At 71.4% G+C, this 23,079-nt stretch carries 24 protein-coding genes and 1 pseudogene; 13 read left to right on the top strand and 12 right to left on the bottom strand.

Annotated features, from left to right (window positions below; translation table 11 throughout):
- The first annotated feature begins 50 nt into the window (after positions 1 to 50).
- From AB0E90_RS46825 to AB0E90_RS46810, 4 genes are read left to right on the top strand one after another with little or no spacing between them, the layout of a single operon-like run.
- Positions 51 to 671: a hypothetical protein gene (locus AB0E90_RS46825; protein WP_360419356.1), complete on the top strand. Its 621-nt coding sequence runs from the start codon at positions 51 to 53 to the stop codon at positions 669 to 671.
- Positions 664 to 1,737 (top strand): peptidoglycan-binding domain-containing protein, encoded by a 1,074-nt coding sequence (locus tag AB0E90_RS46820; RefSeq protein ID WP_360419354.1) that lies wholly within the window; start codon positions 664 to 666, stop codon positions 1,735 to 1,737. The genes AB0E90_RS46825 and AB0E90_RS46820 overlap by 8 nt, the downstream gene beginning before the upstream one ends.
- Positions 1,734 to 2,474, top strand: coding sequence for an ABC transporter ATP-binding protein (locus AB0E90_RS46815; RefSeq protein ID WP_360419352.1), 741 nt, complete (start codon positions 1,734 to 1,736; stop codon positions 2,472 to 2,474). Before AB0E90_RS46820 ends, AB0E90_RS46815 begins: the two co-directional genes overlap by 4 nt.
- Positions 2,474 to 3,658, top strand: coding sequence for an FtsX-like permease family protein (locus tag AB0E90_RS46810; protein WP_360419350.1), 1,185 nt, complete (start codon positions 2,474 to 2,476; stop codon positions 3,656 to 3,658). Before AB0E90_RS46815 ends, AB0E90_RS46810 begins: the two co-directional genes overlap by 1 nt.
- Positions 3,659 to 3,738: 80 nt before the next feature.
- Here AB0E90_RS46810 and AB0E90_RS46805 read toward each other — a convergent pair whose 3' ends face one another.
- The 3 genes from AB0E90_RS46805 to AB0E90_RS46795 are packed head-to-tail and all read right to left on the bottom strand — an operon-like array spanning position 3,739 to position 6,226.
- Entirely contained in the window at positions 3,739 to 4,464 is a 726-nt protein-coding gene (locus AB0E90_RS46805) for a polysaccharide deacetylase family protein (protein WP_360419348.1), read from the bottom strand.
- Positions 4,464 to 5,516, bottom strand: coding sequence for a glycosyltransferase (locus tag AB0E90_RS46800; protein WP_360419346.1), 1,053 nt, complete (start codon positions 5,514 to 5,516; stop codon positions 4,464 to 4,466). The genes AB0E90_RS46805 and AB0E90_RS46800 overlap by 1 nt, the downstream gene beginning before the upstream one ends.
- Before the next feature lie 44 nt (positions 5,517 to 5,560).
- On the bottom strand, positions 5,561 to 6,226 hold the full coding sequence (locus tag AB0E90_RS46795; protein ID WP_360419344.1) for a response regulator transcription factor: 666 nt from the start codon (positions 6,224 to 6,226) through the stop codon (positions 5,561 to 5,563).
- An 83-nt stretch (positions 6,227 to 6,309) separates the two neighbouring features.
- On the opposite strand from AB0E90_RS46795, the gene AB0E90_RS46790 reads away from it, so the two are divergent.
- The gene (locus tag AB0E90_RS46790; RefSeq protein ID WP_360419342.1) at positions 6,310 to 7,716 is read left to right on the top strand and encodes a HAMP domain-containing sensor histidine kinase; all 1,407 of its coding nucleotides are present in this window, start codon (positions 6,310 to 6,312) and stop codon (positions 7,714 to 7,716) included.
- Between the two features lie 64 nt (positions 7,717 to 7,780).
- On the opposite strand, the gene AB0E90_RS46785 is transcribed toward AB0E90_RS46790, so the two are convergent.
- Entirely contained in the window at positions 7,781 to 8,488 is a 708-nt protein-coding gene (locus tag AB0E90_RS46785) for a phosphatase PAP2 family protein (protein ID WP_360419340.1), read from the bottom strand.
- A 96-nt stretch (positions 8,489 to 8,584) separates the two neighbouring features.
- On the opposite strand from AB0E90_RS46785, the gene AB0E90_RS46780 reads away from it, so the two are divergent.
- Positions 8,585 to 8,950 carry a BlaI/MecI/CopY family transcriptional regulator gene (locus AB0E90_RS46780; RefSeq protein WP_360419338.1) on the top strand — a complete coding sequence of 122 codons (366 nt, stop codon included), beginning with the start codon at positions 8,585 to 8,587 and terminating at the stop codon, positions 8,948 to 8,950.
- The gene (locus AB0E90_RS46775; RefSeq protein ID WP_360419336.1) at positions 8,947 to 9,834 is read left to right on the top strand and encodes a M48 family metalloprotease; all 888 of its coding nucleotides are present in this window, start codon (positions 8,947 to 8,949) and stop codon (positions 9,832 to 9,834) included. Before AB0E90_RS46780 ends, AB0E90_RS46775 begins: the two co-directional genes overlap by 4 nt.
- On the opposite strand, the gene AB0E90_RS46770 is transcribed toward AB0E90_RS46775, so the two are convergent.
- The 3 genes from AB0E90_RS46770 to AB0E90_RS46760 form a co-directional block, all read right to left on the bottom strand.
- Positions 9,835 to 10,653: an alkaline phosphatase family protein gene (locus AB0E90_RS46770; RefSeq protein WP_360419334.1), complete on the bottom strand. Its 819-nt coding sequence runs from the start codon at positions 10,651 to 10,653 to the stop codon at positions 9,835 to 9,837.
- 62 nt (positions 10,654 to 10,715) lie between these two features.
- Complete coding sequence (locus AB0E90_RS46765; RefSeq protein WP_360419332.1) at positions 10,716 to 11,360, bottom strand: VTT domain-containing protein; 645 nt, start codon at positions 11,358 to 11,360, stop codon at positions 10,716 to 10,718.
- A gap of 245 nt (positions 11,361 to 11,605) precedes the next feature.
- Positions 11,606 to 11,869, bottom strand: coding sequence for a three-helix bundle dimerization domain-containing protein (locus AB0E90_RS46760; protein WP_360419330.1), 264 nt, complete (start codon positions 11,867 to 11,869; stop codon positions 11,606 to 11,608).
- Between the two features lie 392 nt (positions 11,870 to 12,261).
- On the opposite strand from AB0E90_RS46760, the gene AB0E90_RS46755 reads away from it, so the two are divergent.
- Positions 12,262 to 13,338: a M35 family metallo-endopeptidase gene (locus AB0E90_RS46755; RefSeq protein WP_360419328.1), complete on the top strand. Its 1,077-nt coding sequence runs from the start codon at positions 12,262 to 12,264 to the stop codon at positions 13,336 to 13,338.
- A 314-nt stretch (positions 13,339 to 13,652) separates the two neighbouring features.
- Here the strand turns inward: AB0E90_RS46755 and AB0E90_RS46750 are convergent, their stop codons facing one another.
- Positions 13,653 to 14,105, bottom strand: a complete 453-nt coding sequence (locus tag AB0E90_RS46750; RefSeq protein WP_360419326.1) for a hypothetical protein — start codon at positions 14,103 to 14,105, stop codon at positions 13,653 to 13,655.
- A gap of 400 nt (positions 14,106 to 14,505) precedes the next feature.
- Entirely contained in the window at positions 14,506 to 15,258 is a 753-nt protein-coding gene (locus AB0E90_RS46745) for an ABC transporter permease (RefSeq protein ID WP_360419324.1), read from the bottom strand.
- Positions 15,259 to 15,364: 106 nt separating this feature from the next.
- Here AB0E90_RS46745 and AB0E90_RS46740 point away from each other — a divergent pair, with 106 nt between their 5' ends.
- The 4 genes from AB0E90_RS46740 to AB0E90_RS46725 all read left to right on the top strand — a co-directional run bounded on the left by AB0E90_RS46740 (position 15,365) and on the right by AB0E90_RS46725 (position 19,207).
- Positions 15,365 to 15,745, top strand: a complete 381-nt coding sequence (locus tag AB0E90_RS46740; RefSeq protein ID WP_360419322.1) for a hypothetical protein — start codon at positions 15,365 to 15,367, stop codon at positions 15,743 to 15,745.
- 52 nt (positions 15,746 to 15,797) lie between these two features.
- Positions 15,798 to 16,484, top strand: a complete 687-nt coding sequence (locus AB0E90_RS46735) for a response regulator transcription factor (RefSeq protein ID WP_360419320.1) — start codon at positions 15,798 to 15,800, stop codon at positions 16,482 to 16,484.
- Positions 16,481 to 17,866: a HAMP domain-containing sensor histidine kinase gene (locus tag AB0E90_RS46730; RefSeq protein WP_360419318.1), complete on the top strand. Its 1,386-nt coding sequence runs from the start codon at positions 16,481 to 16,483 to the stop codon at positions 17,864 to 17,866. The genes AB0E90_RS46735 and AB0E90_RS46730 overlap by 4 nt, the downstream gene beginning before the upstream one ends.
- Before the next feature lie 114 nt (positions 17,867 to 17,980).
- Complete coding sequence (locus AB0E90_RS46725; RefSeq protein ID WP_360419316.1) at positions 17,981 to 19,207, top strand: hypothetical protein; 1,227 nt, start codon at positions 17,981 to 17,983, stop codon at positions 19,205 to 19,207.
- Positions 19,208 to 19,295: 88 nt separating this feature from the next.
- On the opposite strand, the gene AB0E90_RS46720 is transcribed toward AB0E90_RS46725, so the two are convergent.
- The 3 genes from AB0E90_RS46720 to AB0E90_RS46710 all read right to left on the bottom strand — a co-directional run bounded on the left by AB0E90_RS46720 (position 19,296) and on the right by AB0E90_RS46710 (position 22,654).
- Positions 19,296 to 20,543: a HupE/UreJ family protein gene (locus AB0E90_RS46720; protein ID WP_360419314.1), complete on the bottom strand. Its 1,248-nt coding sequence runs from the start codon at positions 20,541 to 20,543 to the stop codon at positions 19,296 to 19,298.
- Positions 20,540 to 21,661, bottom strand: coding sequence for a DUF3500 domain-containing protein (locus AB0E90_RS46715; protein ID WP_360419312.1), 1,122 nt, complete (start codon positions 21,659 to 21,661; stop codon positions 20,540 to 20,542). Before AB0E90_RS46715 ends, AB0E90_RS46720 begins: the two co-directional genes overlap by 4 nt.
- 282 nt (positions 21,662 to 21,943) lie before the next feature.
- On the bottom strand, positions 21,944 to 22,654 hold the full coding sequence (locus tag AB0E90_RS46710) for a hypothetical protein (RefSeq protein ID WP_360419310.1): 711 nt from the start codon (positions 22,652 to 22,654) through the stop codon (positions 21,944 to 21,946).
- Between the two features lie 149 nt (positions 22,655 to 22,803).
- Between AB0E90_RS46710 and AB0E90_RS46705 the strand changes: the two are divergent.
- Positions 22,804 to 23,060, top strand: a pseudogene (locus AB0E90_RS46705) (Sir2 family NAD-dependent protein deacetylase); the annotation flags it as partial.
- Positions 23,061 to 23,079 lie beyond the last annotated feature (19 nt).

Genomic DNA, 23,079 nt, shown 5'->3' with positions numbered 1-23,079 from the left:
GTCATCGCCCAGCCGCTAGACCTGTCCGCATCCGAGAACGGGGGTCCACAGTGAAGCGTCTGCCCGCAGTCATCCTCCTGCTCAGCCTCGCCGCCTGCAGCGGGGATCCGGCCACACCAACCGTGCCCCAGCTGCCGAACGGCGGCGGCAGCAGCGCGTCGGCGCCGAGCGAGCACGACAACCCGAACGCCGTCGCCGGGGAGAGCAGCGCAGCCCGCCGGGCGAAGTTGCACGCCGCCGCGCAGTGCATCCGGGAACACGGCGCCGCCAATTATCAGGACCCGGTGCTGACCGCGGACGGCTACGTCTACACCGACGAGGTGGCCTTCCGCCCGATCGACGGCCCGCAGCTGGAGGCGATCCAGACGACCTGCCGCGACCTCATCCGGGCGGCCAACTTCTCGATCCGCGACCAGGGACCGCCACCACCGAGGCTGATTCAGGCCGGGGTCAGGTCGGCCCAGTGCATGCGCGCGAACGGGCTGCCCAACTTCAAGGACCCCACCGTCGACAGTCACTTCTCCCCCGGCAAGGGCTTCGGCCTCGATCCCAGCTCGATACCGCCGGGCGGCAAGGAGAACCCGACCCTGCAACGCGCCGCGCAGGCCTGCCGGAGCGTCCTGGACCAGGAGGAAGCGGCCTCCAGCCTCGGGAATCTCGGCGATGCGTAGGCGGGCCGTGCTGAGCGGGGCGGCGGTCGCGGTGGCCGCGGCCGGGGCGGGCGGCGGCTGGTGGCTGCGCACCGAACCAGCGGCGCCGGCCGCACCCACGGTGCCGACCGGCAGCGCTCCGGTGATCCGCGCCGATCTGTCCGCGACCACCACCATCCCCGGAACGCTGGGCTACACCGGCGGGTACGACGTCTACTGGCTCGGCGCCCCCGGCATCGTGACCTGGCTGCCGCGGCCGGGCCAGGTGATCGGCCGTGGACAGCCGGTGTTCGCCGTCGACAACCGCCCGGTCCGGTTGCTCTTCGGCGAGCGGCCGGCCTGGCGGACGCTCGCGCCGGGCATCACCGCCGGGCCGGACGTCCGCGCGCTGGAGTCCAACCTGGTCGCGCTCGGCCACGCCACCAGCGCGAACCTCACCGTCGACGGGCGGTTCACGCACGCCACCCACGCCGCCGTGCGCCGCTGGCAGCACGCCACCCACCAGCCGGTCACGGGGCGGCTGGACCTCGGGGCGGTCACGTTCCTGCCCGGCCGCCTGCGGGTCGCCGACGTCGCGGTGAAGACCGGCGGCCGGGCGGGCGGCGACGCCGTGGTGTCCGGCACGTCGACCACGGTCGCGGTGACGCTCGCGATCCCGGTCACCGCCACCCATCTCGTCCATCTGCGCGACGCCGTCACGGTCACCCTCCCCGGCGGCGAGGTCGTGCCCGGCCGGGTCACCGCGCTGTCGACGGTGGCCACCGCCCCCACCGACGCCGAGCTCGGCCGCGGCGGCAGCCAGCTGCCCTCGGTGCCGGCGACCGTGACGCTCGGCCGCCAGGTCGCCGGCGCCGGCCTCGACCAGGCGCCGGTGGAGGTCAACGTGGTCACCTCCGCGGTCCAGGGCGTCCTGACCGTGCCGATCACCGCCCTGGTCGCGCTGGCCGGTGGCGGTTACGGCCTCTATCTGCTGGACGGGGGCCGCCGGCTGGTCGGCGTCACGCCGGGGCTGTTCACCGACAGCCGGGTCGAGGTCCGCGGCGACGGACTGCGCGAGGGCGCCGTCGTGGAGGTGCCGGCCACATGAGCACCGGCGTGCTGGAACTCTCCGCGGTCAGCAAGGTCTATCCACCACCCACCTCGGTCACCGCGCTGGACCGCATCGACCTCGTCGTCGACGCCGGCGAGACGGTGGCCATCACCGGCGCCTCCGGGGCCGGCAAGTCGACGCTGCTGAGCATCCTCGGCACCCTCGAACGGCCCACCAGCGGGACGGTGCGGGTCGCCGGCGTCGACGTCTCCGGCCTGTCCGATCCGGAGCTCTCCGACGTGCGGGCCACCCGGCTCGGCTTCGTCTTCCAGCAGTTCTTCCTCCTCGAACACCTCAGCGTGCTGGACAACGTGGCCACCGGCCTGCTCTACCGGGGCGTGCCGGCCCGGGTCCGGCGGGAGCGGGCCACCGCGGCGCTGTACGAGGTCGGGCTGGCCGGCCGGATCCGGCACCGCGCCGGGCAGCTGTCCGGCGGCGAGCGCCAGCGGGTCGCGATCGCCCGGGCGATCGTCGGGCAGCCCGCGGTGCTGTTGGCCGACGAGCCGACCGGCAATCTCGACTCGGCCACCGGCGCGGAGATCACCCGGCTGCTGTCCGGGCTGGCCGGCGTGACGACGGTCGTCCTGATCACACACAACGCCGACGTCGCGGCGGCCATGCGGCGCCGGGTGCACCTGCACGACGGCCGCATCGTCAGCGACACCCGCGTCGTCGGCGACAGCCACGTCGTCGGCGACAGCCACGTCGTCGGCGACACCCGGAAGGACTCGTGATGGCCGCCCGCCTGCGTCTGCCGGACGCGATCACCCTGGCCACCGCCGGCCTGCGCGCCCGCCGGATCCGGTCCGCGCTGTCCGCGCTCGGCATCGCCATCGCGGTGGCCGCCGTCGTCGCCGTGCTCGGCATCGCCCAGTCGGCCAAGGCCGACCTGCTCACCCAGCTCGGCGAGCAGGGCAACCTGCTGACCGTCGCCTCGGCGGAATCGGTCAACGGCCGCGGGATCCCGCTGCCGGCCACCGCCGAGCCGATGATCGCGCGGATCCCGCCGGTGCGCACGGTCACCGCGGTCGCCACCGTCGAGAACGTGACCGTGCGGCGCAGCCGGGCGATCCCGGCGGTGCAGACCGGCGGCATGAACGTGCTGGCCACCCGGCCCTCACTGCCGGCGACCCTGTCCGCACCGCCGCTGCTCGGCCACTTCCTCGATGCGACCGCGGAGCACTATCCGATGACCGTGCTCGGCTTCGAGGCGGCGAAGATCCTCGGCATCGGCTCGCTGGAGACGCCCACCCAGGTGCTGCTCGGCGATCATTACTTCACCGTCGCCGGGGTGCTCGCGCCGGTCACGGTCGCGCCGGAGATCGACCTCGCCGCGCTGATCAGCTTCGGGCAGGCGGAGCAGGTCTTCGGGCGCACGGCCGAGCCGACCCGGATCTATCTGCGCGCCGACCCGGACCAGGTGGCCGTGGTGGCCGCGGTGCTCACCGCCACGACGATGCCGGACGGGCGGAACGACGTTCAGATACGACGGCCGTCCGACCTGCTGGTAGCCCGGATCGCGGCCAAGGGCGCGTTCGTTGGGCTGTTCCTCGGCCTGGGCGGCATCGCCCTGCTCATCGCCGGGGTCGGCATCGCGAACATCATGGTGATCTCGGTCCTCGAGCGGCGCGGCGAGATCGGGCTACGCCGCGCGCTGGGCGCCCGGCGGCGGCACGTCGCGCTGCAGTTCCTGCTGGAGTCGACGCTGCTGGCGGTGCTCGGCGGGGTGCTCGGCGTCGGTCTCGGCCTGCTGGCCACGGCGGTCGCCGCCCGGCTCGGCGGCAACCCCCTCGCCGTCCCGGTGGCGGCGCCGGCCGCCGGCCTCGGCGCCGCCCTGCTGGTCGGCGCGCTGGCCGGTCTCTATCCGGCGGCACGGGCGGCACGGCTGTCACCGGTGGAAGCGCTCCGCTCGCGGTGACATCCGGGCCCGGGCGGCGCGGCTGTCACCAGTGGACGCGCTCCGCTCGCGGTGACATCCGGGCTCGGGCGGCGCGGCTGTCACCAGTGGACGCGCTCTGCTCGCGGTGACAGCCCGTGCTCGGCCAGCGGGCCGACGGCCAGGCCGCGGGCGCGGCAGGTGGTCAGGATCGGCGGCAGCGCGCCGAGCATGGCCAGCCAGCACTTCGGGGCGGCGGCGACGTCGCTGTCGTGCAGCAGGATCGTGCCGCCGCCGTCGAGTTTGCGCAGCACGCTGCGGTAGACCGAGTCGGGTGTGCAGGACGCCGTCCAGTCCCGGCCCCAGGTCGTCCACAGCACCGGTTGCAGGCCGAGCCGGTGGGCCTCCAGCAGGGCGGCGGTGTTGGCCACGCCGTACGGCGGGCGCCACCACCGCGGCCGGGCCCCGGTGACCGCGGTGATCGCGGCGGTGGCCCGGTCGAGGTCCTCCCGGGTCGCGGCCGGGCCGCGTTTGGCCAGCAGCCGGTGGTCGTACCCGTGCACGCCGATCTCGTGCCCGGCGTCGGCGACAGCCCGGGCCACCTCGGGCAGTTCCTCGGCCATCCGGCCGAGCAGGAAGAACGTCGCCCGCACCCCGGCGTTGCCGAGCATCCGCAGCAGCTCCGGCGTCGCGTCCGGGTGCGGGCCGTCGTCGAAGGTGAGCGCCACGTGGCGCGGGTGGCCGAGGCCGGCCAGGGCGGGCAGCAGCCGGCGGCGGAGCGGGCCGATCGCGGCGACCGCCGGCAGCGGCTGGGTGAGGGCGGCGAACGCGGTCCGCAGCGGGGTCATCAGGCCACCGCCAGCGAGCGGATCAGTTCGGCCGCCTCCGGCACGGCGGTCCGTGCCGGTCCGGTCCGCAGCACGGAGCGGGCCGCGTCGCGCAGCTCGCCGACCGTGCGCGGCCAGGGGACCTGGCCGAGCCGCTCCAGGACGGCCGCGTTGGCCACGCCGTGCCCCGGCAGGCAGCGGTAGCTGATCACCGGGACGCCGCCGGCCAGCGCCTCCAGGCAGGTCAGGCCGCCGGCGTTCTGCACCACCAGGTCGGCGGCGCGGATCAGCGACGGCATGTCGCCGACCCAGCCGAGCGCGATCGCGGTGCCGGTCGCGGCGAGCCGGTCGCGCAGGGCGGAGTTGCGGCCGCACACCATGACCGGGATCGCCTCGGTCGCCGCGGCCAGGTCCCGCACCGTGGTCTCGATGTCGCCGACGCCCCACGAGCCGGCCACCACCAGGGCCAGCCGGGCGTCCGGCGGCAGGCCGTGCCGTTTCCGGGCGGCCAGCACGTCGGCGGCGTCGCGGGCCGGGCGGAACGCCGGGGCGACGATCGGGGCGATGGTGGCCACCGGCAGGCCGAAATCGTCACGGACCCGGGCGGTCGCGTCCTCGTTCGGGCTCAGGTGCAGATCGATGCCGGGCGCCACGCACAGCGGATGCACCGACGGGTCGGTCAGCACCGCGACGGCCGGGGCGCGCAACAGACCGGCCAGCCGCAGCCGGCCGAGCGCCTGGGTGGCGAGCGGGTAGGTGGACACCACGGCGGCCGGCGACTCCCCCGCCGCGGCGAGCAGGCGGCGCCGGGCGCCCCGGGTGGACAGCCTGGCCGCCCAGCGGGTCGCGCCGGGCCGGGCCATCGCGTCGAGCAACCGGCCCCAGCTGTCCGGCACGTAGGTGAGCTGCCGCGCGTACGCCTGCTTGATGGTTGGTCCCCACCCGGCGGGCAGCAGGTCCAGATAGTCGAAGCGCCGGACGGTGAGGCCGGCGCCGAGCAGGCGCCGGGTGATCTCCGTGGCGGCGCCGTCATGACCTGCGCCGATGCTCGCCGATAAAACCACGATCTCCATGACCGCAGAGGTTGATGATCGTGCGCTGAGGAATTACTGAAGGCTCAGCCGGCGATGCGGTAACCGGCGCCGCGGACGGTCTCGATCGCCGCGGTGCCGATCTTCTTGCGCAGGTAGCCGATGTAGACCTCGACGATGTTCGGATCGCCGTTGAAGTTGGCGTCCCAGACGCTCTCCAGGATCGCCGTCTTGGTCATCGCCTGCCCGCGGTGGTGCATCAGGAACTCCAGCATCGCGAACTCACGTGGCGTCACCGCCACCGGCTCGCCCGCCCGGGCCACCCGCCGCTCTCCCGGGTCCAGCGTGAGCTCGCCCGCGGAAAGGACCGCCGGCCGCTCCGGGGCGCCCCGGCGGATGAGCGCCCGCAGCCGCGCGATCAGCACCACGAACGAGAACGGCTTGGTCAGGTAATCGTCGGCGCCCAGATCGAGCGCGTCGGCCTGGTCGTACTCGCCGTCTTTCGCCGTCAGCATCAGGATCGGCGTCCAGACCTCGCGTTTGCGCAGCGTCCGGCAGATCTCGTAACCGCTGAGGCCGGGCAGCATGATGTCCAGCACGAGCACGTCGTACGCACCGTGCGGTGTCTCGGTGGCCTGCCACAACCCGTCGACGCCGTCATGCACCAGGTCGACGGCGAAACCGGCCTCGGTCAGACCGTCCCGGATCGTCTCGGCCAGCCCGATCTCGTCCTCCACCACCAGAACACGCATGCCGTCAAGCCTGCCCGGTCCGAGGCTGAAAATGCGCTGAAGACCGGCCCCGGGTCACTCCTGGCGCGGATACCGTGACGGCCATGCTGGGTCTCCTGCGCCGCCGGCTCGGCGTACGCCTGCGGTCCGCGCTCGCCGCGGCCGTCGTCGTGGCCGTCACCTCGCTGCTGGCCGGCGGGGTGCTCCTGGTCGCGGTGCGCGGCACCCTGCTCGACAACATCAACACCGCCGCCAACGACCGGGCCGCGCAGGTCGCCGCCGCGATCAAGGCCGGCTCGGACCTCACCACGCTGGTGCGCCCGACCGCCCGGGAGCGGACGGTGGTGCAGGTGCTCGACGCGTCCGGCACGGTCGAGGCGTCCTCGGACGCCCTGACCGGCCAGGGCCCGATCTCCGCGCTGCGCCCGGCGGCCGGCAAACAGGTGCGGGAACAACGGCATCTGACCGGTACGGCGGACGAGCCGTTCCGGATCGTCGCGCAGGGCGTGAGCACCGCCTCCGGCACCAAGACCGTGCTGGTCGCGGAGTCGCTCGACACCGTCGGCGACGGCACCGAGGCGATCGTCGTGGCGCTGCTGCTGGGCCTGCCGATGCTCGCGGTGGTGGTGGGGTTCGCGACGTTCCACTTCGTCGGGCGCACCCTGCGGCCGGTCGAGGCGATGCGCCGCCAGGCCACCCTGATCACCTCGCGCAACCTGCACGCCCGGCTGCCGGTGCCGGCGGCCGACGACGAGATCGCCGCGCTGGCCGCCACCATGAACACGATGCTCGACCGGATCGAGCGGGCGTCCGACGCCCAGCGCCGGTTCGTCGGCGACGCCAGCCACGAGCTGCGCAGTCCGCTCGCCACCGTGCAGGCCAACGCCGACCTGCTGGCCGGCGCCGATCTGCCGCCGCCCGCGGCCCGCTCGGCCGCCCGGATCCGGAACGAGAGCGCCCGGATGGCCCGCCTGGTCGAGGACCTGCTGCTGCTGGCCCGGATGGACGACGTCGGCCTGCGGGGCCGCCGACAGGACGTCGACCTGGACGACCTGGCCTACACCGAGCGGGAGCGCCTCAGCCTGGAGTACCCGGCGTTGCAGGTGCGGGCGGCGGTGCAGCCGGTGCGGATCACCGGCGACGCGGACGCGCTGCTGCGGGTCGTGCGCAACCTGGTCGACAACTCGGCCCGGCACGCGGTTTCCGCCGTCACGATCAAGGTCGGCAGCAGCGAGGGGTACGCCGAGATCGTCATCGGCAACGACGGGCCACCGATCCCCGCGGGCGACCGCGAGCGGATCTTCGACCGGTTCGTGCGCCTCGACGACAGCCGCTCGCGCACCGGCGGTGGCACCGGCCTCGGCCTGGCCATCGCCCGCGACATCGTCGCCGCGCACGACGGCACGCTCACCGTCGACGACCTCGCCGAGGGCGCGGCGATGCGGATCCGGCTGCCGTTCAACGAATCTTCAGGGCCGGAGACCTACCTTTCCGCCGATGAGCGTTCTTGACCCGCAGCACCTGATCTCGACGTTCGGCCTGATCGGCATCCTGGCCATCGTCATCGTGGTCGTCTCAGTCCTGCCGATCGCCGTCGAGCTGCTCCGCTCCCGTCGCCGCACCCGGGCGGCCGGCGGCCTGCCCTCGGCGCGGTGACTCGGCGCGGCCCAGGAAATGCCGCAGTGCCAGGCCGATCGCGGGCACCAGCGCCAGCACGAACAGCCAGGCGCCGACGACGTCGGACGGCCAGTGCACGACCAGCGCGACGCGGCTCAGCCCGACCGTGAACGCCCAGGCGCCCGCGCCGAGACACAGCAGGACGCGGCTCCACCGCTGCTTCAGCAGTGGCCAGCAGATCAGCACGAGGATCAGCGCGGCGGCCGCGGAGGCGGTGCTGTGCCCGGACGGGAACGAGAAGCCCGAAGACGCGGCCAGCCGGTCGGCCGGCCGGGGCCGCGCGATGAGGTTGAGCACGACCAGGCGCGCGGCGAGCGTGACGATCATCGCGGTGGCCGCGAACACCGCCTGCCGCCAGCGGCCGAATCTGAGCAGGATCGCGCAGCCGGCCGCGGTCAGCGGGCCGAGGATCGTGGTGCTGCCGGTCGCGGTGACCGCTGCCATGGCGGCCCGCCAGAGCGGATGGGCGAGCGCCGCCGTGTGCGCCGCCCCGCTCACGAGCGCGTCGAAACTGAACAACGGACCGGCATGGCCGATCACCACCAGGGAAAGGGTGACGAAGGCCGCGGCCGCCGCACCGACCAGCCGCACCGGGGAAGCGATCATCCGCCGAGCCTATCTCCTACAGTTTGTAGGTGCTCAGGTGTCGCGGAGCGCGTGCCCGTCCGTGCGGGGTTATCCTGGCCCGGGAGGTCCGCGACGGTGAGAACCAAGGAAGGCCGACGCCCACCCGGGAGCCTGGAGGCCGCGGTGATGGGTGTGCTGTGGGCGGCCGACGCCCCGATGACGGCCACGGAGGTGCAACAGGAGCTGGGCGGCGATCTCGCCTACAACACGGTGCAGACCATCCTGTTCCGGCTGCACGACAAGGGCGCCGTCGAGCGCGACCGGGCCGGGCGGGGCCACGCCTACTGGCCGGCCAAGGACGCCGCCGCCGAGGCCGCTTCGCAGATGCAGGCCGCCCTGGCCGACCGGCCCGACCGGCAGGCGGTGCTCCAGCTGTTCGCCGCCTCGCTCGACAAATCCGACGTGGACCTGCTGCGGCAGCTGCTGGCCGACGACTCATGACGTTCAGCGTCTACCTGCCGCTGCTGCTGGCCCTGCCCCTCGCGCTGGCGGCCCCGCGGATCGCGGCGCGCGGCGCGCCCGGTCCGGCGGCCTGGACGCTGAGCGTCGCCGCCGCGGTCGTGGCCATCTGCTCGACCTGGTCGCTGACCATGCTGGCGCTGACCATGCTCGACGACGTCCCGCCGCTGGCCACGCTCGACAACCACGCCTCGCTCGAACTGCCCGAGCCGGTGCCCGGGCTGATCGCGCTGGTCGCCGGCCTGGCGCTGCTCGCCGGCGGCGTCCGGCTCGTCCGCGACGCCGGGCGCCGGATCACCACCAACCGGCGGCTGCGGGCGGTCGGCGACCCGGCCCAGCAGGAGATGGTCGTCGCCGACTGGACCCTGCCGATGGCGGTCGCCGTGCCGGGCACCGCCCGCCGCCGCGGGCATCTGCTGGTCACCACCGGAATCCTGCGACTGCTCAGCGCCGGGGAGCGGGAGGTCGTGCTCGCCCACGAGCGCGCCCACCTCGCCCACCGGCACCACCGGCTCACCGCGGTCGCCGCCGCGGCGGCCGCGGTCAACCCGCTGCTGATCCCGGTGCGCCGGGCGGTCGAGTTCCTGGTCGAGCGGTGGGCCGACGAGGACGCCGCGGCCGACGTCGGCGACCGCGACCTGACCGCCCGCGCGGTGGCCCGGGCCGCCCTCGCCGCCGCCGGCCCCGGCACCGCCCTGGGCATCGACGGCGGCGTCGCGGTGCAGCGGGTGCGCGCGCTGACCCGGCCCACTCCCGCCCCGCTGCTGCGGCGCCTGATCGGCCCGGCCCTGCTCAGTGTCGCCATCGTGGCGGTCGCCGCAGCGGCCACCGACTCGTTCGTCCACCTCGCCCGCGCCTGGCTCTGACTACTGCCAGATAGACGGCATGCCGGCACGGCGCTGGGCGAAGCCGGTCAGCGGCAGGCCGTAGATCTTCTGCAGCGTGTGCAGCAGGTCGTAGTGGTCGACCCGGGCGGAGTAACCGTCCGGCCGCACGCCCGCGCCGGCCACGATGGTCGCGATGCGGTTGCCGCCGGTCCGGTTGTCCTCGTCGAAGGTCAGCACGAACAGGCTGTGGTGCGTCTTTGCCCAGGCGACGTACGGCGCGAACTCCCTCCGCAGCCAGGCGTCGCCCTCCGCCTTGGGGCAGTCGTGCATGTCGTGGCACAGGTTCGGGATCACGAAGCTGACGGTGGGCAGTCGGCGATAGTCCGGCGGGAACGCGGTGTACGGCTGGTTCGCCGCGGCCGGGACGTTGCTGAAGTTCACCCACGGGTTGTGCCGGCGCACGTAACCCCGATCCCCGCAGCCCCGCCACCCGGCTCCGGGCAGATCCTCCGAGTAGCCGGTGAACGTGTAGCCGGCGTCGATCAGCTGCCGCCCGAGGTTCGGCCGGGCGCCGAGGTCGTGCGGGCAGTTGTTGTCGGTGACGCCCTGCGCCGAGCCGGAGAAGAGCGCGAGGTAGTTCGGCTGACTGGGGTGCGTCTCGGCGTGGAACTGGAGCATGTTCGCCGAGCCGGCGGCCAGCGACGTGATCCACGGGGTCCGCGGATCACCGACGACCGCGTCGTACCGCTTGTTCTCAAGCACCACGATCACCACGTGGTCCGGTCGCGGCGGGACGGTCGGGGCGGCGTACGCCGCGGTGCTCAGAAGGGTCGCGACGGCGACCGCTGCTGCCAGCATGGTTTACTCCCGCTATCGGTTGAATGTCGGCTTGCTCCTACATGATGTAGGAGCAAGCCGACTCAGCCCTGCGGGAAACGCCGTTCGGATTTTCTCGATCGCGAGCGCAGCAGCTCGATGCCGATCGGAATCACCGAGAGGACCACGATGCCGATCAGGATCAGCTCGATGTTCGACTTCACGAACGCGACCTGCCCGAGGAAGTAACCCAGGATCGTCACGCCGCTCCCCCAGGCCGCCCCGCCGATGACGTTGTAGAGCAGGAAGGTGCGATAGTGCATGTGGCTCGCGCCGGCCACGATCGGGGTGAACGTCCGCACGATCGGCACGAAGCGGGCGAGCACGATCGACCGCGCGCCGTACTTCGCGAAGAATTCCCGCGCCCGGGTCAGGTTCTCCTGCTTGAACAGGCGCGAGTCCGGGCGGCGGAACAACGACGGCCCGAACCGGCGGCCGAACAGGTAACCGAACTGGTCGCCGGCGATCGCGGCGACCGACACCAGCAGGCACATCAGCCACAGCGGCTGATGCAGATAGGTGCCGTCGGCCACCAGCAGCCCGGCCGTGAACAGCAGCGAGTCACCCGGCAGGAAGAAGCCGATCAGCAGCCCGGACTCGGCGAACACGATGGCGAGGATGCCGACCAGGCCGAACGTGGAGATCAGCCACTCCGGGTCGAGGAACGAGGGCCCCAGGGCCGATGTCATCACGCCGCCTCCAATGCCCGACCGCCGAGGCGGTAAACCTACATACTGTAGGAGGTAGGCGGATGGGCCCCCTCAGGCGTGTACGGGATGTGAAGCAGCAGGAATTCACCGTCGGCGCCGCCGTCGTGTGCGCGGCGGCGCTCGGGGTCGTGCTCACCTACGTGGCCACGGCGCTGCTCTCCGGCGTACGGCTGGAATTGTTCGAAGCCGTCACCTCCCTGCTCAGCCTGCCGGTCATCTCGGATTTAATGGTCCGGAACCGGATCGTCGCTGCGAACGTGGACGGTCTCGCCGCTGCGGCGCAGATCCTCGGTGACCTGTTTCTCGGTCACTGCGACCAGGTGGGAGTCGATGCTCGCCTCCTCCTTCAGGCGCGCGTAGGTGTCGTGGACACGGTCGTCGAGCTCGGCGCGGTCGACATCGGGGAAACGCTGGCCAAGGGCCTCGGCCTGGCGTTGCAAGGCAATCTCCGGGTCGACGAGACCACCGGTGGCGGCAGGTTCAGTCATCGCACACCTCATTCGTCGTCGTACAGCTTCTCCGTGTTCGACTTCCCCGTACGCTCGGCGGTCACGCCGTCGTTCGCGCAATGTTCACGTTTCCACGCACATCTGGGTGTGGCCGGAGCCGGGCAGTGTGTAGGCGGCGATGAGCCGGAACGCGTCCGGGCTGAAGGTGTCGTAGGCCCACAGTTGCTGCCAGCCCGGGTTGCAGCCCCAGATCTGCAGCGACGCGCTCGAGTCGAATCGGCGTCAAGGTATGACCCACCAGGGATGCGGAAGCCCATTGATCCGCAATGACGGTCATATAAATTGATGCACGTGATTCTAACGCATTGATCCCCGTCGTTGGCTCTAACGGGCAGGCGGCAACGGGATCGATGCCCGGGAAAGGAAACCACGTGCGCAACTCTCGACGTCCACTCTGGGCGGCGTGCCTCGCCGTCGGAATCGCGGTCCCGACCGCAGTCGCCGCCGGGGCGAACGCAGCGGCGGCCGGCACCCCCTCCGGTCTCACGACGACCGTCCAGATCGGCCAGGCGACCAGCGACGCCCTCACCGTGCGATTCACGGTGCGCAACACGTCGGCGGCACCGGTCAGCGTGCTCTCCCGTGACCTGCCGCAGGCGCACGACTCCGGAGCGATCCTGGCCGTGACCAGGAACGGTACGCCGGTGGCCTACCAGGGCAAGCTGGTGAAGCCGGCGGCGCCGACCGCGGCCGACTACACCAGCATTCCCGCCGGTGGCACCTACACCGCGACCATGGACCTGGCCGACGAGTATGACCTGTCGCAGCCGGGAACCTTCACGGTCGCGCTGGCTTCGACCCAGGTGCGTGCCTCCGCGGGCACGCTGCGGGTCAACGCCGGTCGCGCCACCGTGCGCACCAGCGCCGGCATCCGGGGTGCCGCCAAGGTGTCCAGTGCCGCGCCGACAGCCACCGAGCAGGTGAACGTCGGCGCCGCCGCGGCAGCGGTCACCCTCACCTACCGTGGTTGCACCACGAGTGAGAAGACCACGCTGAAGACGGCCATCAGCAACGCCACGACGTTCTCGCAGAAGTCCCAGACCTGGCTGGCGGCGAACCCCTCCGGCGGAGGCGCCTACACCACCTGGTTCGGCACGTACAGCTCGTCGCGGTTCTCCCGGGTGACCTCTGCCTACAGCAAAATCACCAGCGAGCTGACCAGCAAGACCGTGACGCTCGACTGCACCAGCGACGAGGACTACTACGCCTACGTATACCCGGACGAGCCGTACATCATCTACCTCTGCAACGCGTTCTGGTCGGCGCCGGCCACCGGTACCGATTCGAAGGCCGGAACACTGATCCACGAGTCGAGCCACTTCACTGTCAACGGCGGTACCGACGACCACGTTTACGGTCAGACCGCGGCCAAGCAACTCGCCGTGTCGAGCCCGGCCAACGCGGTCGACAACGCCGACAACTACGAGTACTTCGCCGAAAGCCGCTGATCCAGCCGTCAGCTCCCCCTTCTGACCGCTGTCCGTTTCCGTGTTCTTCGGACACCCCCGGTGAGTGCCGCACTCGCCGGGGCGGGAGCGAGCTGCCGCCGGGGATCGGCCAGAGCGTCCCGCCGGCTCAGGGCCGGCGGGACGCCGAATTAGGCGTCCAGCGCCGGCGTAGCCCTAGTGGTCGCCACCACGACTTACGGCTAGCCAAGATCACGTATCCGGATCTGCCGCCGATAGTTGCGCGGCAAGGGACTACCTGCAACGCCGGTTGACGACCGGCCGGGGCGTTGGCACGCACCCGAGTAATTCCTCGATCAGGGAGTGTCTCGTGGATCAGCTCGGCGTCCGCGGCGCAGGGACCGCCAGCCTTCGACGACGGCCACGAAGACGCCGAGTAGCGCCAAGACTGCGAGTGCGCCAGGAGCAGAGGTCCACACCGGGGTCGCGTAGCCGTCCTCGGTCGCGATCAGTTCCGGGTTCGTCCGGTCGGCATAGACAGTCAACTGCTGGCCCTCGCGGACCTTGTCCATGATCCAGGGGTGGCGGAGGTTCGCGCTGTGCTGCTCGCCCTGGACGGCGTAACTGACCGTGAACCAGTGGTCGATCTCGTCGTCGTGGTCGCTGATGACGACCGCTTGCGTGCGGGTGCCGTGCTCAACGACGTCCTTGCGGAGCTTGTCGTCGACGAAGAAGACGCCGGCCGCCAGCAGCCCGAAGACAACCGCGCCAAGCAACCCCCACTTCACCAGCGGCCGGTTGAAGATCATGTGCCATGCCCCCGCCGAATTGTGGTCGATGTGCTCGACCGTAGGACATCGGCGCTCCCAGCCACGCGCTGACGCATAACAGCCGACTTTAGAGATCACAAACCCTTCCTGATCTGCCGCGGATAACGCCCGCATCGCCGTTCCCCGGTTTCGCTTCCACCTCGCCCATGACGCGATCGCTCTCGGCGTACACGTAGAACTCGGTGATTTTCGAGCCCTCGTTGCTGATCGAAGAGATCGAGGTCCCGGCGGCCGCTCAGGTGGTGTCGTCGGCGCGCACCCGCACCGCGCCGCCAGCTTTTTCGCCTCCGGCGGAGGAACAAGCGGCGGCAGCCAGGACGACCACGATCAATTGAGGGGTACGCATGGGAAGCGAGCTCCTCGAGCAAGGAGGAATCTCCTACAACTTGTAGGTGTTAGTCAACCTCTCCCGCGCGATCAGCTCGATCGTCACCGCGATGGCGATCGCCTCCACCGCCAGCAGCGCCACCAGGACCAGCAGCTGGGTGGCGCCGGCCTGCAGCGCCGAACCACCGCCGAGCAGCACGCCGACGAAGGCCCCGGGCAGCGACACCAGACCGACCGTGCGGGTCTGATCCAGCGCCGGCACCAGGGCGTGCCCGGCGGTCGGGCGGACCACCTCGAGTGCGGCCTCGCGCGGCAGGAAACCCAGGGCCAGCGCTGCCTCGTACTCGCCGTGGCGGTTGCGCAGTTCGTCGAGCGCGCGCCGGCCGGCGAGCGAGGTCGCGGTCATCGCGCCGCCGATCAGGATGCCGGCGATCGGCAGCACCGCCACCTCGGTCAGCGGCACCGTCCCGCCGGCCACGACCACCACGCCGGCCGGCACGGCGCCGGCCGCGATCGGCAGGATCGCGAAGCGGGCCAGCCGCCACGAGCCGATCCGCCGGCCCGAGGTCGCGGCCGCGACCAGCAGCATCAGGGTGATGAACGCCGCGGTCGCCCACCAGGACCGGAGCACCGCCGCGATCAGCAGCGACACCACTCCCAGCTGGGCCACCGCCCGCAGCGACGCCGTCACGACCGCGCGGCTCACCCCCAACCGGCCGGCCAGCGCCGCCGCGACGGCGAGAAGAACCAGCACCGCCAGTACGGCCGCGAAGACCGGGCCAACCTCGACTGCCGCCTGGGCCACGTCGACAACTCCTTACGAATCTCTTATTCGCGCACCGTCACCGCATTTAGGAACCGCCCGCAGTCTTGTCTGCACACCCCGAGAAGCAGCTGAAAAGGAATAGATCATGAACGAGCCCACCCCGGAGGCCACGCCCGCCCCCATCGCCGAGCCCGCGGCGTTCACAGCGGCCCCGGCTCCACGCCGCTGGCGGCGCATCGGCGGGATCCCGGCCCTGGTGATCGCCGGCACTCTGCTGATCGGTGGTCTGGCCGGTGGCGGCGCGGCTGTCGCCGTGTTCGCGCTGGCCGATCAGGGCGACGGCGGCCACTCGGCCGGGCGCGGCGAATCCGGGCACGACGGCCGCGGCGACAAGAGCGACGGCAAGGGCGGCAGGAGCGGCGACCGGGACGGCGGCCGATCGGACGACGACCGGAATGGCTCGACGCCGTCGACATCGCCCAGCAGCTCCGCCCCCGTCGCCACGCCGTCGGCCTCGGCCTCCTGAACCGCTGACGGTTCCCGCCGGACGCACGGCCGCGGTACGAGAGGGTAGTTGCATGCGAGTACTGGTGGTTGACGACGACACGGCCGTCCGCGATTCCCTCGCGCGCACGCTGCGCTTCGAAGGGCACGACGTGGACACCGCGGCCGACGGCAGCGAGGCACTCGACGCCGTCCGCGGCAACGCGCCCGACGCCGTGATCCTCGACGTCAGCATGCCGGTGCTGGACGGCCTGGAGACCTGCCGGCGGATGCGCGCCGACGGCATCCTCGTCCCGGTGCTCATGCTCACCGCCCGCGACGATGTCGGCGACCGGGTCGCGGGCCTGGACGCCGGCGCCGACGACTACCTGGCCAAACCGTTCGCCCTGCAGGAGCTTCTCGCCCGGCTGCGGGCGCTGATGCGCCGCTCGCTGATCGCCGCGGCGCCCGCGCCGGAACACCTCACCTATGCCGACCTGCGGCTGGACCCGAATACCCGGGAGGTCTGGCGCGGCGCCCGGCCGCTGCGGCTGACCCGCACCGAGTTCGCCATCCTCGAGACGTTCCTGCGCCACCCGAAGCAGGTGCTCACCCGGACCGCGCTGTTCGAGCAGGTCTGGGGCTACGACTTCGGCGAGGAGTCGAACAGCATCGCGGTCTACCTCGGCTACCTGCGCCGCAAGCTCGAGGCCGAGGGCGAGCCGCGGCTGCTGCACACCGTGCGCGGGGTCGGTTTCGTGCTGCGCGAGGAAGCCTGGTGAGCGGCTGGTGGCGCCGCCGGACCCTGCACGGCCGGGTGGCGCTGCTGGTTACCGCGGCGGTGTCGGCGTCGCTGATCGCGCTGTCCACCGGGGCGTGGTTCGCGGTTGCCGAGATCCAGCACCACCAGACGCAGTCGCAGCTGACCGCGGACGCCGACGCCATCGCCGCGCAACCGGACCAGTGGCTCTCCTCCCCCGGCACGCTGCCCGACGCCGGGCATCGGCACGGTCCGCATCAGCTCGGCCCGCGCTGGCAGATCCTCGACGCCGCCGGCGCGGTCATCAGCGACACCGACAATCCGCTGCCGGTTACCACGCGGGCCCGGCAGGTCGCGGCCGGCCGCAACCGTGCCGCGGAGGAGGAGGTCGGCGACTATCTGATGCTGACCGTGCCGGCCACCGGCGGCGGCGCCGTGCAGGTCGCGTTCAGCCAGGAGCAGGACGACGACGTAGTCACCCTGTTCGGTTTCCTGCTCGCCGGCGGATGCCTGGTCGGCGCGGCCGGGGCGGCCCTGCTCGGCCGGTTGGTCGCCCGTTCCGGGCTGGCCCCGGTGCAGCACCTCACGGCCGCGGTGGAGAACGTCGCGGTCACCATGGACCTCGACCAACCCCTCACGGTCGAGGGCACCGACGAGATCGCCCGGCTCGGCGCCGGCGTCAACACCCTTCTCGAGGCGATCGACACGGCCCGGCGCGCTCAGCGCACGCTCATCGAGGACGCCAGCCACGAATTGCGTACGCCGCTGACCAGCATCCGCACCAACATCGAACTGTTGTTACGCATCGAACGCCACCCCGAGCTCGCCGATCGCCTGCCGTCCCAGGAACGCGAGAGCCTGCTCGCCGACCTCGACGCGCAGATCCGCGAGCTGACCACCCTCACCAGCGAACTCGTCGAGCTGGCCCGGGCCGAGTCGACCCGGGAGACGCCGGAGCCGGTCGACCTCGCCGAGATCACCGAGGCCGCGCTGGGCCGGGTCCGGATGCGCGCACCCGGCATCCAATTCGAGGCCGACCTGAACCCGGCGGTCGTGCACGGCCGGCCCGGCGAGCTGGAACGCATGATCGTCAACGTCCTCGACAATGCCGCCAAATGGAGTCCGCCTGGCTCCGCCGTACACCTCAAGCTGGTCAAGGACGACGCGAGCGGAACGTGCGCGCTCAGGGTGGCCGACACCGGGCCGGGCATCGACGAGGCCGACCGGCCGCATGTGTTCGAGCGTTTCTACCGGGCGACCGCGGCCCGCTCGATGCCCGGCTCGGGGCTCGGCCTGGCGATCGTGGCCCAGACCGTGGGCCAGCACGGCGGCGCCGTCGTCGCCGAACCCAACACCCCGAACGGGACGGTCGTCACGATCCGGCTCCCGTTCACCGAATCTTAAGGTCGCCGCCGAGACTCACTCGAACGTGATCTTCAGCGAGAATTCAGCCTCGCCTCGCCATCGTGGTGCCGGCGTCGGCCGCAACCCGCGGCCCCGGCACAGGCAGGAGACACGATGGGGTACCGCGGCTGGCTGACGAAGGTTCCGGCGATCACCGCCACCTTCTGGGTCATCAAGGTGTTGTCGACCACCGTCGGCGAGACGTTCGCCGACTACCTGACCGTGAACGTGGGACTCGGCCCGGTGGTCACCGACACCATGATGATCACCGTCCTCGCCGTCGCGCTGGTCATCCAGTTCCGGACCCGGCGCTACACCCCGTGGATCTACTGGTTGTGCGTGGTGCTGGTCAGCATCGTCGGCACCCAGATCACCGACTTCCTCACCGACACCCTGGGCGTCAGCCTCTACGTGAGCACCGGGGTGTTCGCGGTCGTCCTCGCCGTCGTGTTCCTCGCCTGGCACCGCCAGGAGGGCACGCTCGCCATCGCCTCGATCGACACGCCCCGCCGCGAAGCCTTCTACTGGGGCGCGATCCTCACCACGTTCGCGCTCGGCACCGCCGCCGGCGACCTCGCCACCGAGGCGCTCAGCCTGGGCTTCCGCACCGGCACGATCATCTTCGCGAGCCTCATCCTGCTCACCTGGCTCGCCCGCCGCGCCGGCGCCGGCCTGGTGCTGACGTTCTGGATCGCGTACGTCCTGACCCGCCCGCTCGGCGCCTCGCTCGGCGACCTGCTCACCCAGTCAAAGGACTTCGGCGGCCTCGACCTCGGCGCCAGCACGACCAGCCTGCTCTTCTTCGGCGTCATCCTGATCCTGGTCGCCCGCGAGCAGTTCCTGGCCAATCGGCACGGCGTGTCACGCAAGGGTGACGGACCACTCGGCGGCCGGCGCGGCGACTACACGTGGGCCGCGGCCGGCGCCGCGGTCATCGCGATCACCGGCGGGCTCCTCGGCGCGACGCAGCAGAACACCACGAGCACCCAGGCCGTGGAGCAGATCGCGATCACGACCAGCGAACCGGCGGCCACCCGGCAGATCCACCCCACCACGCGGCTGGGCAACCTGACCAGGTTCTCGGTCATCACCACCGACGTCCAGGCGAAGGTCGCCCGCAACGACCTGGCCGGCGGCAAGACCCGCGTCAAGGACCTCGAGGTCAGCTGGGACGACGCCGAGGCCGGCCTCAAACCCCGCGACTCGGCCAAGTGGCACCAGCTCGACGACGAGATCGACGCGGTGCTGACGTCGCTGCGCTCCGGCAGCCCGAGCCAGGCCGACTGCGCAGCCAGCCTGACCGCCCTGAACAAGACCCTCAACCAGTTCGACGGCGTGTAACTCCCCCGCACCCGGCTGCCGGAGTTTCCTTGCTGTCGGGGCCACAAAGCGAAACGAGACCCCGGCTTCAAGGAAATGCGGGCGGCAGTCAGCGGGCCGGGTCGGGGGTTGCGGGGTTCAGGGTGGCTCGCAGGCGGGGGACGGCGACGCTGGTTGCGGCGGTTGCGGCCAGCAGCGCAGCGATGACGAACGGGTGGGCGACCAACTGGTTCGCGACGCCGTCGAGAGGGTTCGTGGCTATCAAGGTGGTGCGTTCGGCGAACCAGGCGGTGGCCAGCACCGCGCCGGTGGCGGCCAGGCCGAGGCGGATCCAGGGGTAGGCGCGGGTGCGGGCCAGGACCAGTAGTGACGGCATTACCAGGGCTACCACGATGAGTTGGGTGAGTTCGATGCCCAGGTTGAAGCCGAGCAGGTTCGTGAGCAGGGAGCCCTGGGTCAGGCCGAGGCCGCCGATCAGGGTGGCGAAGGCGAAACCGTGCATGAGACCGAACCCGGCGGCGATCCAGGCCTCCCCGCCGGGGACCAGCGGGCGGATCGCGTGCACGGCCGAGACCAGCACGGACAATGCGATCAGCGCCTCGACCGGGCGGGCCGGCACCGAGAGGTAACCGAGGGCGGCCAGCGCCAGGGTGATCGAGTGGCCGACCGCGAACGCCGTCACCACGTGCGCCACGCGCAGGCCCTGGCGGCGCAGGTCACCGCCGGGGACCCAGCGCCGGCGGCGGGCGAGCAGGGGCGCCGGGAGCAGCAGCATGATCAGGAACAGCAGGTGGTCGGCGCCCTGGGAGATGTGCCGGACGCCCAGACGGAGTGCGGCCACGAAGCCGGTGCCGGCGCTCGCCGGGGCGGCGACCGGGACCGTGACGGTGTGCGTGCGCCAGTCGAGGATCCCGATCGTGGTGTAGTCACCCTGCCCGACCGGGCGCGCGGCCACGAACACCTGGTGGGACACGATTTTGTGGAGGATGGCGTCGTACGTCAGCTCGAGGTTCGTCGTCTTGTCATTTACCAGGGTGATGTCGAAGACCAGGTGATCGACGTTGTCGACCTTCTGCACGCGGCCGCCGGTGAGGCCGACGGTCCAGGTGCCGGCCGAGGTGTGGGCGAGGACGTACCGGCGCAGCTCTTCGAGTTTCGCCGACTGCAGGACAGTCGTCGCGGTGAGCGGCTCGGCGAGGGCCACCTCGAGGCGGTCGATCGGCAGTTCGACCACTCCGGTCACCCGGTCCGGGGCGGTGTCGAGCAGGATCGCGGTGGTGCTCATCGGATGCGCCGACGCGGGCGAGGCCGGAAGGAGAACGATGAGCACGCTCGCGATCAGCAGCACCAACCTCATGACGGCTTGGTGCTGCCGTAGTCGTTGGTCTTGTCCCGGTAGACCGAGTGGTAGTGGATGTTCGGGGTGCTGCGGCTGCGGGTGTTGATGAACTCGATCCACACGCTCGGCCCGTCGATGCGCAGATAGCTGCTCTCGTCCTCGGGCCCGGTGTTGTTGGCCCAGGCGATCTTGGTCGAGTCGAGTTCGGCCTCGTACTCGGCGAGGAGCTTCGCGGCCGCGTCGTCGGCCAGATCATCGACGTACGGCGTGATCGCGGCCAGCACCAGCTTCTTCTGCGCGGCGGTCAGCCCCGAGACGGCGAGCCCCTCGGACGCCGGGTACACCCCGTCGTCGTGGGTCGGGCCCATCATCAGGTCGTCATAGGTGCCCGAGGACAGCTTCGCGGCCGACTTCTCACTGTCGGACAGCGACGCGAACAGCGCGAACATCGCGGTCGACTCGTCCTTGACCGGCGCGACAGTCTGGCCGCCGCTGGTGAACGAGGTCGGCTCCGAGCCGACGAACTGCGGGGTCTCGCTGACCTTGGCGCCGTTGTAGGTCAGGTTGCGAGCCAGGTGATGCCCGCCGAACTGGAGCATGAACGGATCCGTGGCCGACGGGGCGCCGTAGACCGCCACGTAGTAGTCGACCAGGTTGCCGAAGCCGTCGGCGCCCTGACCGCCGAGGCTGTTGAGATAGTCGTCGGCCTTCTGGATGTTCAGCACCTGCTGGAATCCGTCGGCGCTCAGCGCCACCTTCATCATCGCCAGGGCGGCGGCCCGCTGCGCCTCACTGAGGTCCTTGAGCGCGACCCCCTTGCGGGCGACCGTGCTGGCCGGATAGTTCGACCAGGTCTGCCGGGACTGGTTGTCGGTGAAGGCCAGGTTGATCTTCGCCTTGAGGGTGTCATCCAGGGTGGCCAGGAACGCCTGCGCGGCGGTCACCACCGCGGCAGTGTTCGCGCCACCGGGGCTGGCCCCGTCGGTGTTGAGGTTGACCGCGGTGAACGTCTGCAGGTTGCCCATCCCACCGCCCGGGCCACCCTGCCCACCGCCCTGCGACGACGAGCCGGGCGTAGCCGTGCCGGTGCTGCTCGAGTCACTGCTGCATCCCGCCGCCGCCAGGAGGGTCGCCACGACCACTCCGGACACCGCCCTCGAGTTCTTCAACATGTATCGACTGCCTCTCTGTCGTCGCCAGCATTTTCGAGCATCTAGTACATGCGGCAACAAAGGCGGCTTAACCGCCGGCTATCAGCCCTCCGCGCCGCAAAGCATGCCCACCTTGCGGACTCGGCGAAATGGCCGGGCGGCAATTCTTACTGCTTTCTTAAATAGCATTGATCGGAAATGCACAGCCTTCGGAAAGGCCATTCATAGAATGGGCGTCCGGTCTGCGGCGGATCGGCTGCCAGGCCGTCACGCGTGGTCGAGCGTGGTGAAATAGGCCTTGAGACTTCCGCAGCCGTCCGCCGCCGCACCGCCGGCCCTGATCGTCGTGGAGGCGTTCGCGGCGATCGTGGTGACGCCGACCGGGATGACGATGCGGGCCTGTTGCGACTGGCCGGCCGGCGGCTGGTCCCAGAGGATGCAGACCACCCCGGCCGTCACCTTCTTCGGGTTGGGGTTGGTGAGCTCGACCGACCAGAACGGCCCGTACTTCGACGTCGGCTCCCCGGCGGCGTCGACCGCCTGCACCACCACTTCCTGCGGCGCGACCGGGAACTCCACCGTGGCCGAGGCGAGGACGGTCACCCGGACATCCGCCACCTTCGGCGCGTCGCCACCGGTGAAGGCGAGAACGTCGAGGGAGATCGTCTGAGCCGCAGCGAGCAGCCGGCCCTCGTCGCTTCCGTAGGCCGTGCTCACATGGACGCCCGCCACCGCCGCGCCGGAACTGTCGACGGGCACGATTTCCAACCTCGGAACCACGGCCGACGAACCGGCGTTGAGGATCTCCAAAGTCTGATCCATCCGGCCGGACCCGTTGTGCTGGTGGTAGGCGAACGTCAGCGACCCCTGCGGCCCATTCGACGCCGCCCTCAACACGGTGACCAGCAAGAACACGGCGACGAGCGCGAACGCGGCGACGGCGGCGAGGACACGCAGGGCGGGGTGGTAGAGGAACACGGCTCGGAGTATTACAGAACACCGGCCGCGGTGCGGGGCGCGTGAATCGCAGCGGCAGGAAGGCCTCGGGCCGGCGCCGATGCGCCTCGAAGGAGCGCGACCGGGGAATTGCGTGGCGGCCCGGTTCGGCGCGCTGCCAGACTCGCCGCATGACAGGCATGGACGAGGCCGCGGCGATGCTCGCAGCTGCCGAACGGGTGGTGGTCTTCACCGGCGCAGGTATTCCGCCGAGAGCGGCATTCCCACCTTTCGCGACGCGCTGACCGGTCTCTGGGCGCAATTCGACGCCCGGCAGCTCGCCACGCCGGATGCGTTCCGTGCGGATCCCGACCTGGTCTGGGGCTGGTACGAGTGGCGCCGTGCGGCCGTCCGGCGAGTCGAGCCGAACGCCGGTCATCGCGCGGTCGCGGCCATCGGGCGGTGCG

This window comes from Actinoplanes sp. NPDC026619, from assembly GCF_040638295.1.
In the GTDB taxonomy this organism is placed as follows: domain Bacteria; phylum Actinomycetota; class Actinomycetes; order Mycobacteriales; family Micromonosporaceae; genus Actinoplanes.
This window is presented reverse-complemented; position numbering and strand designations above follow the sequence as displayed.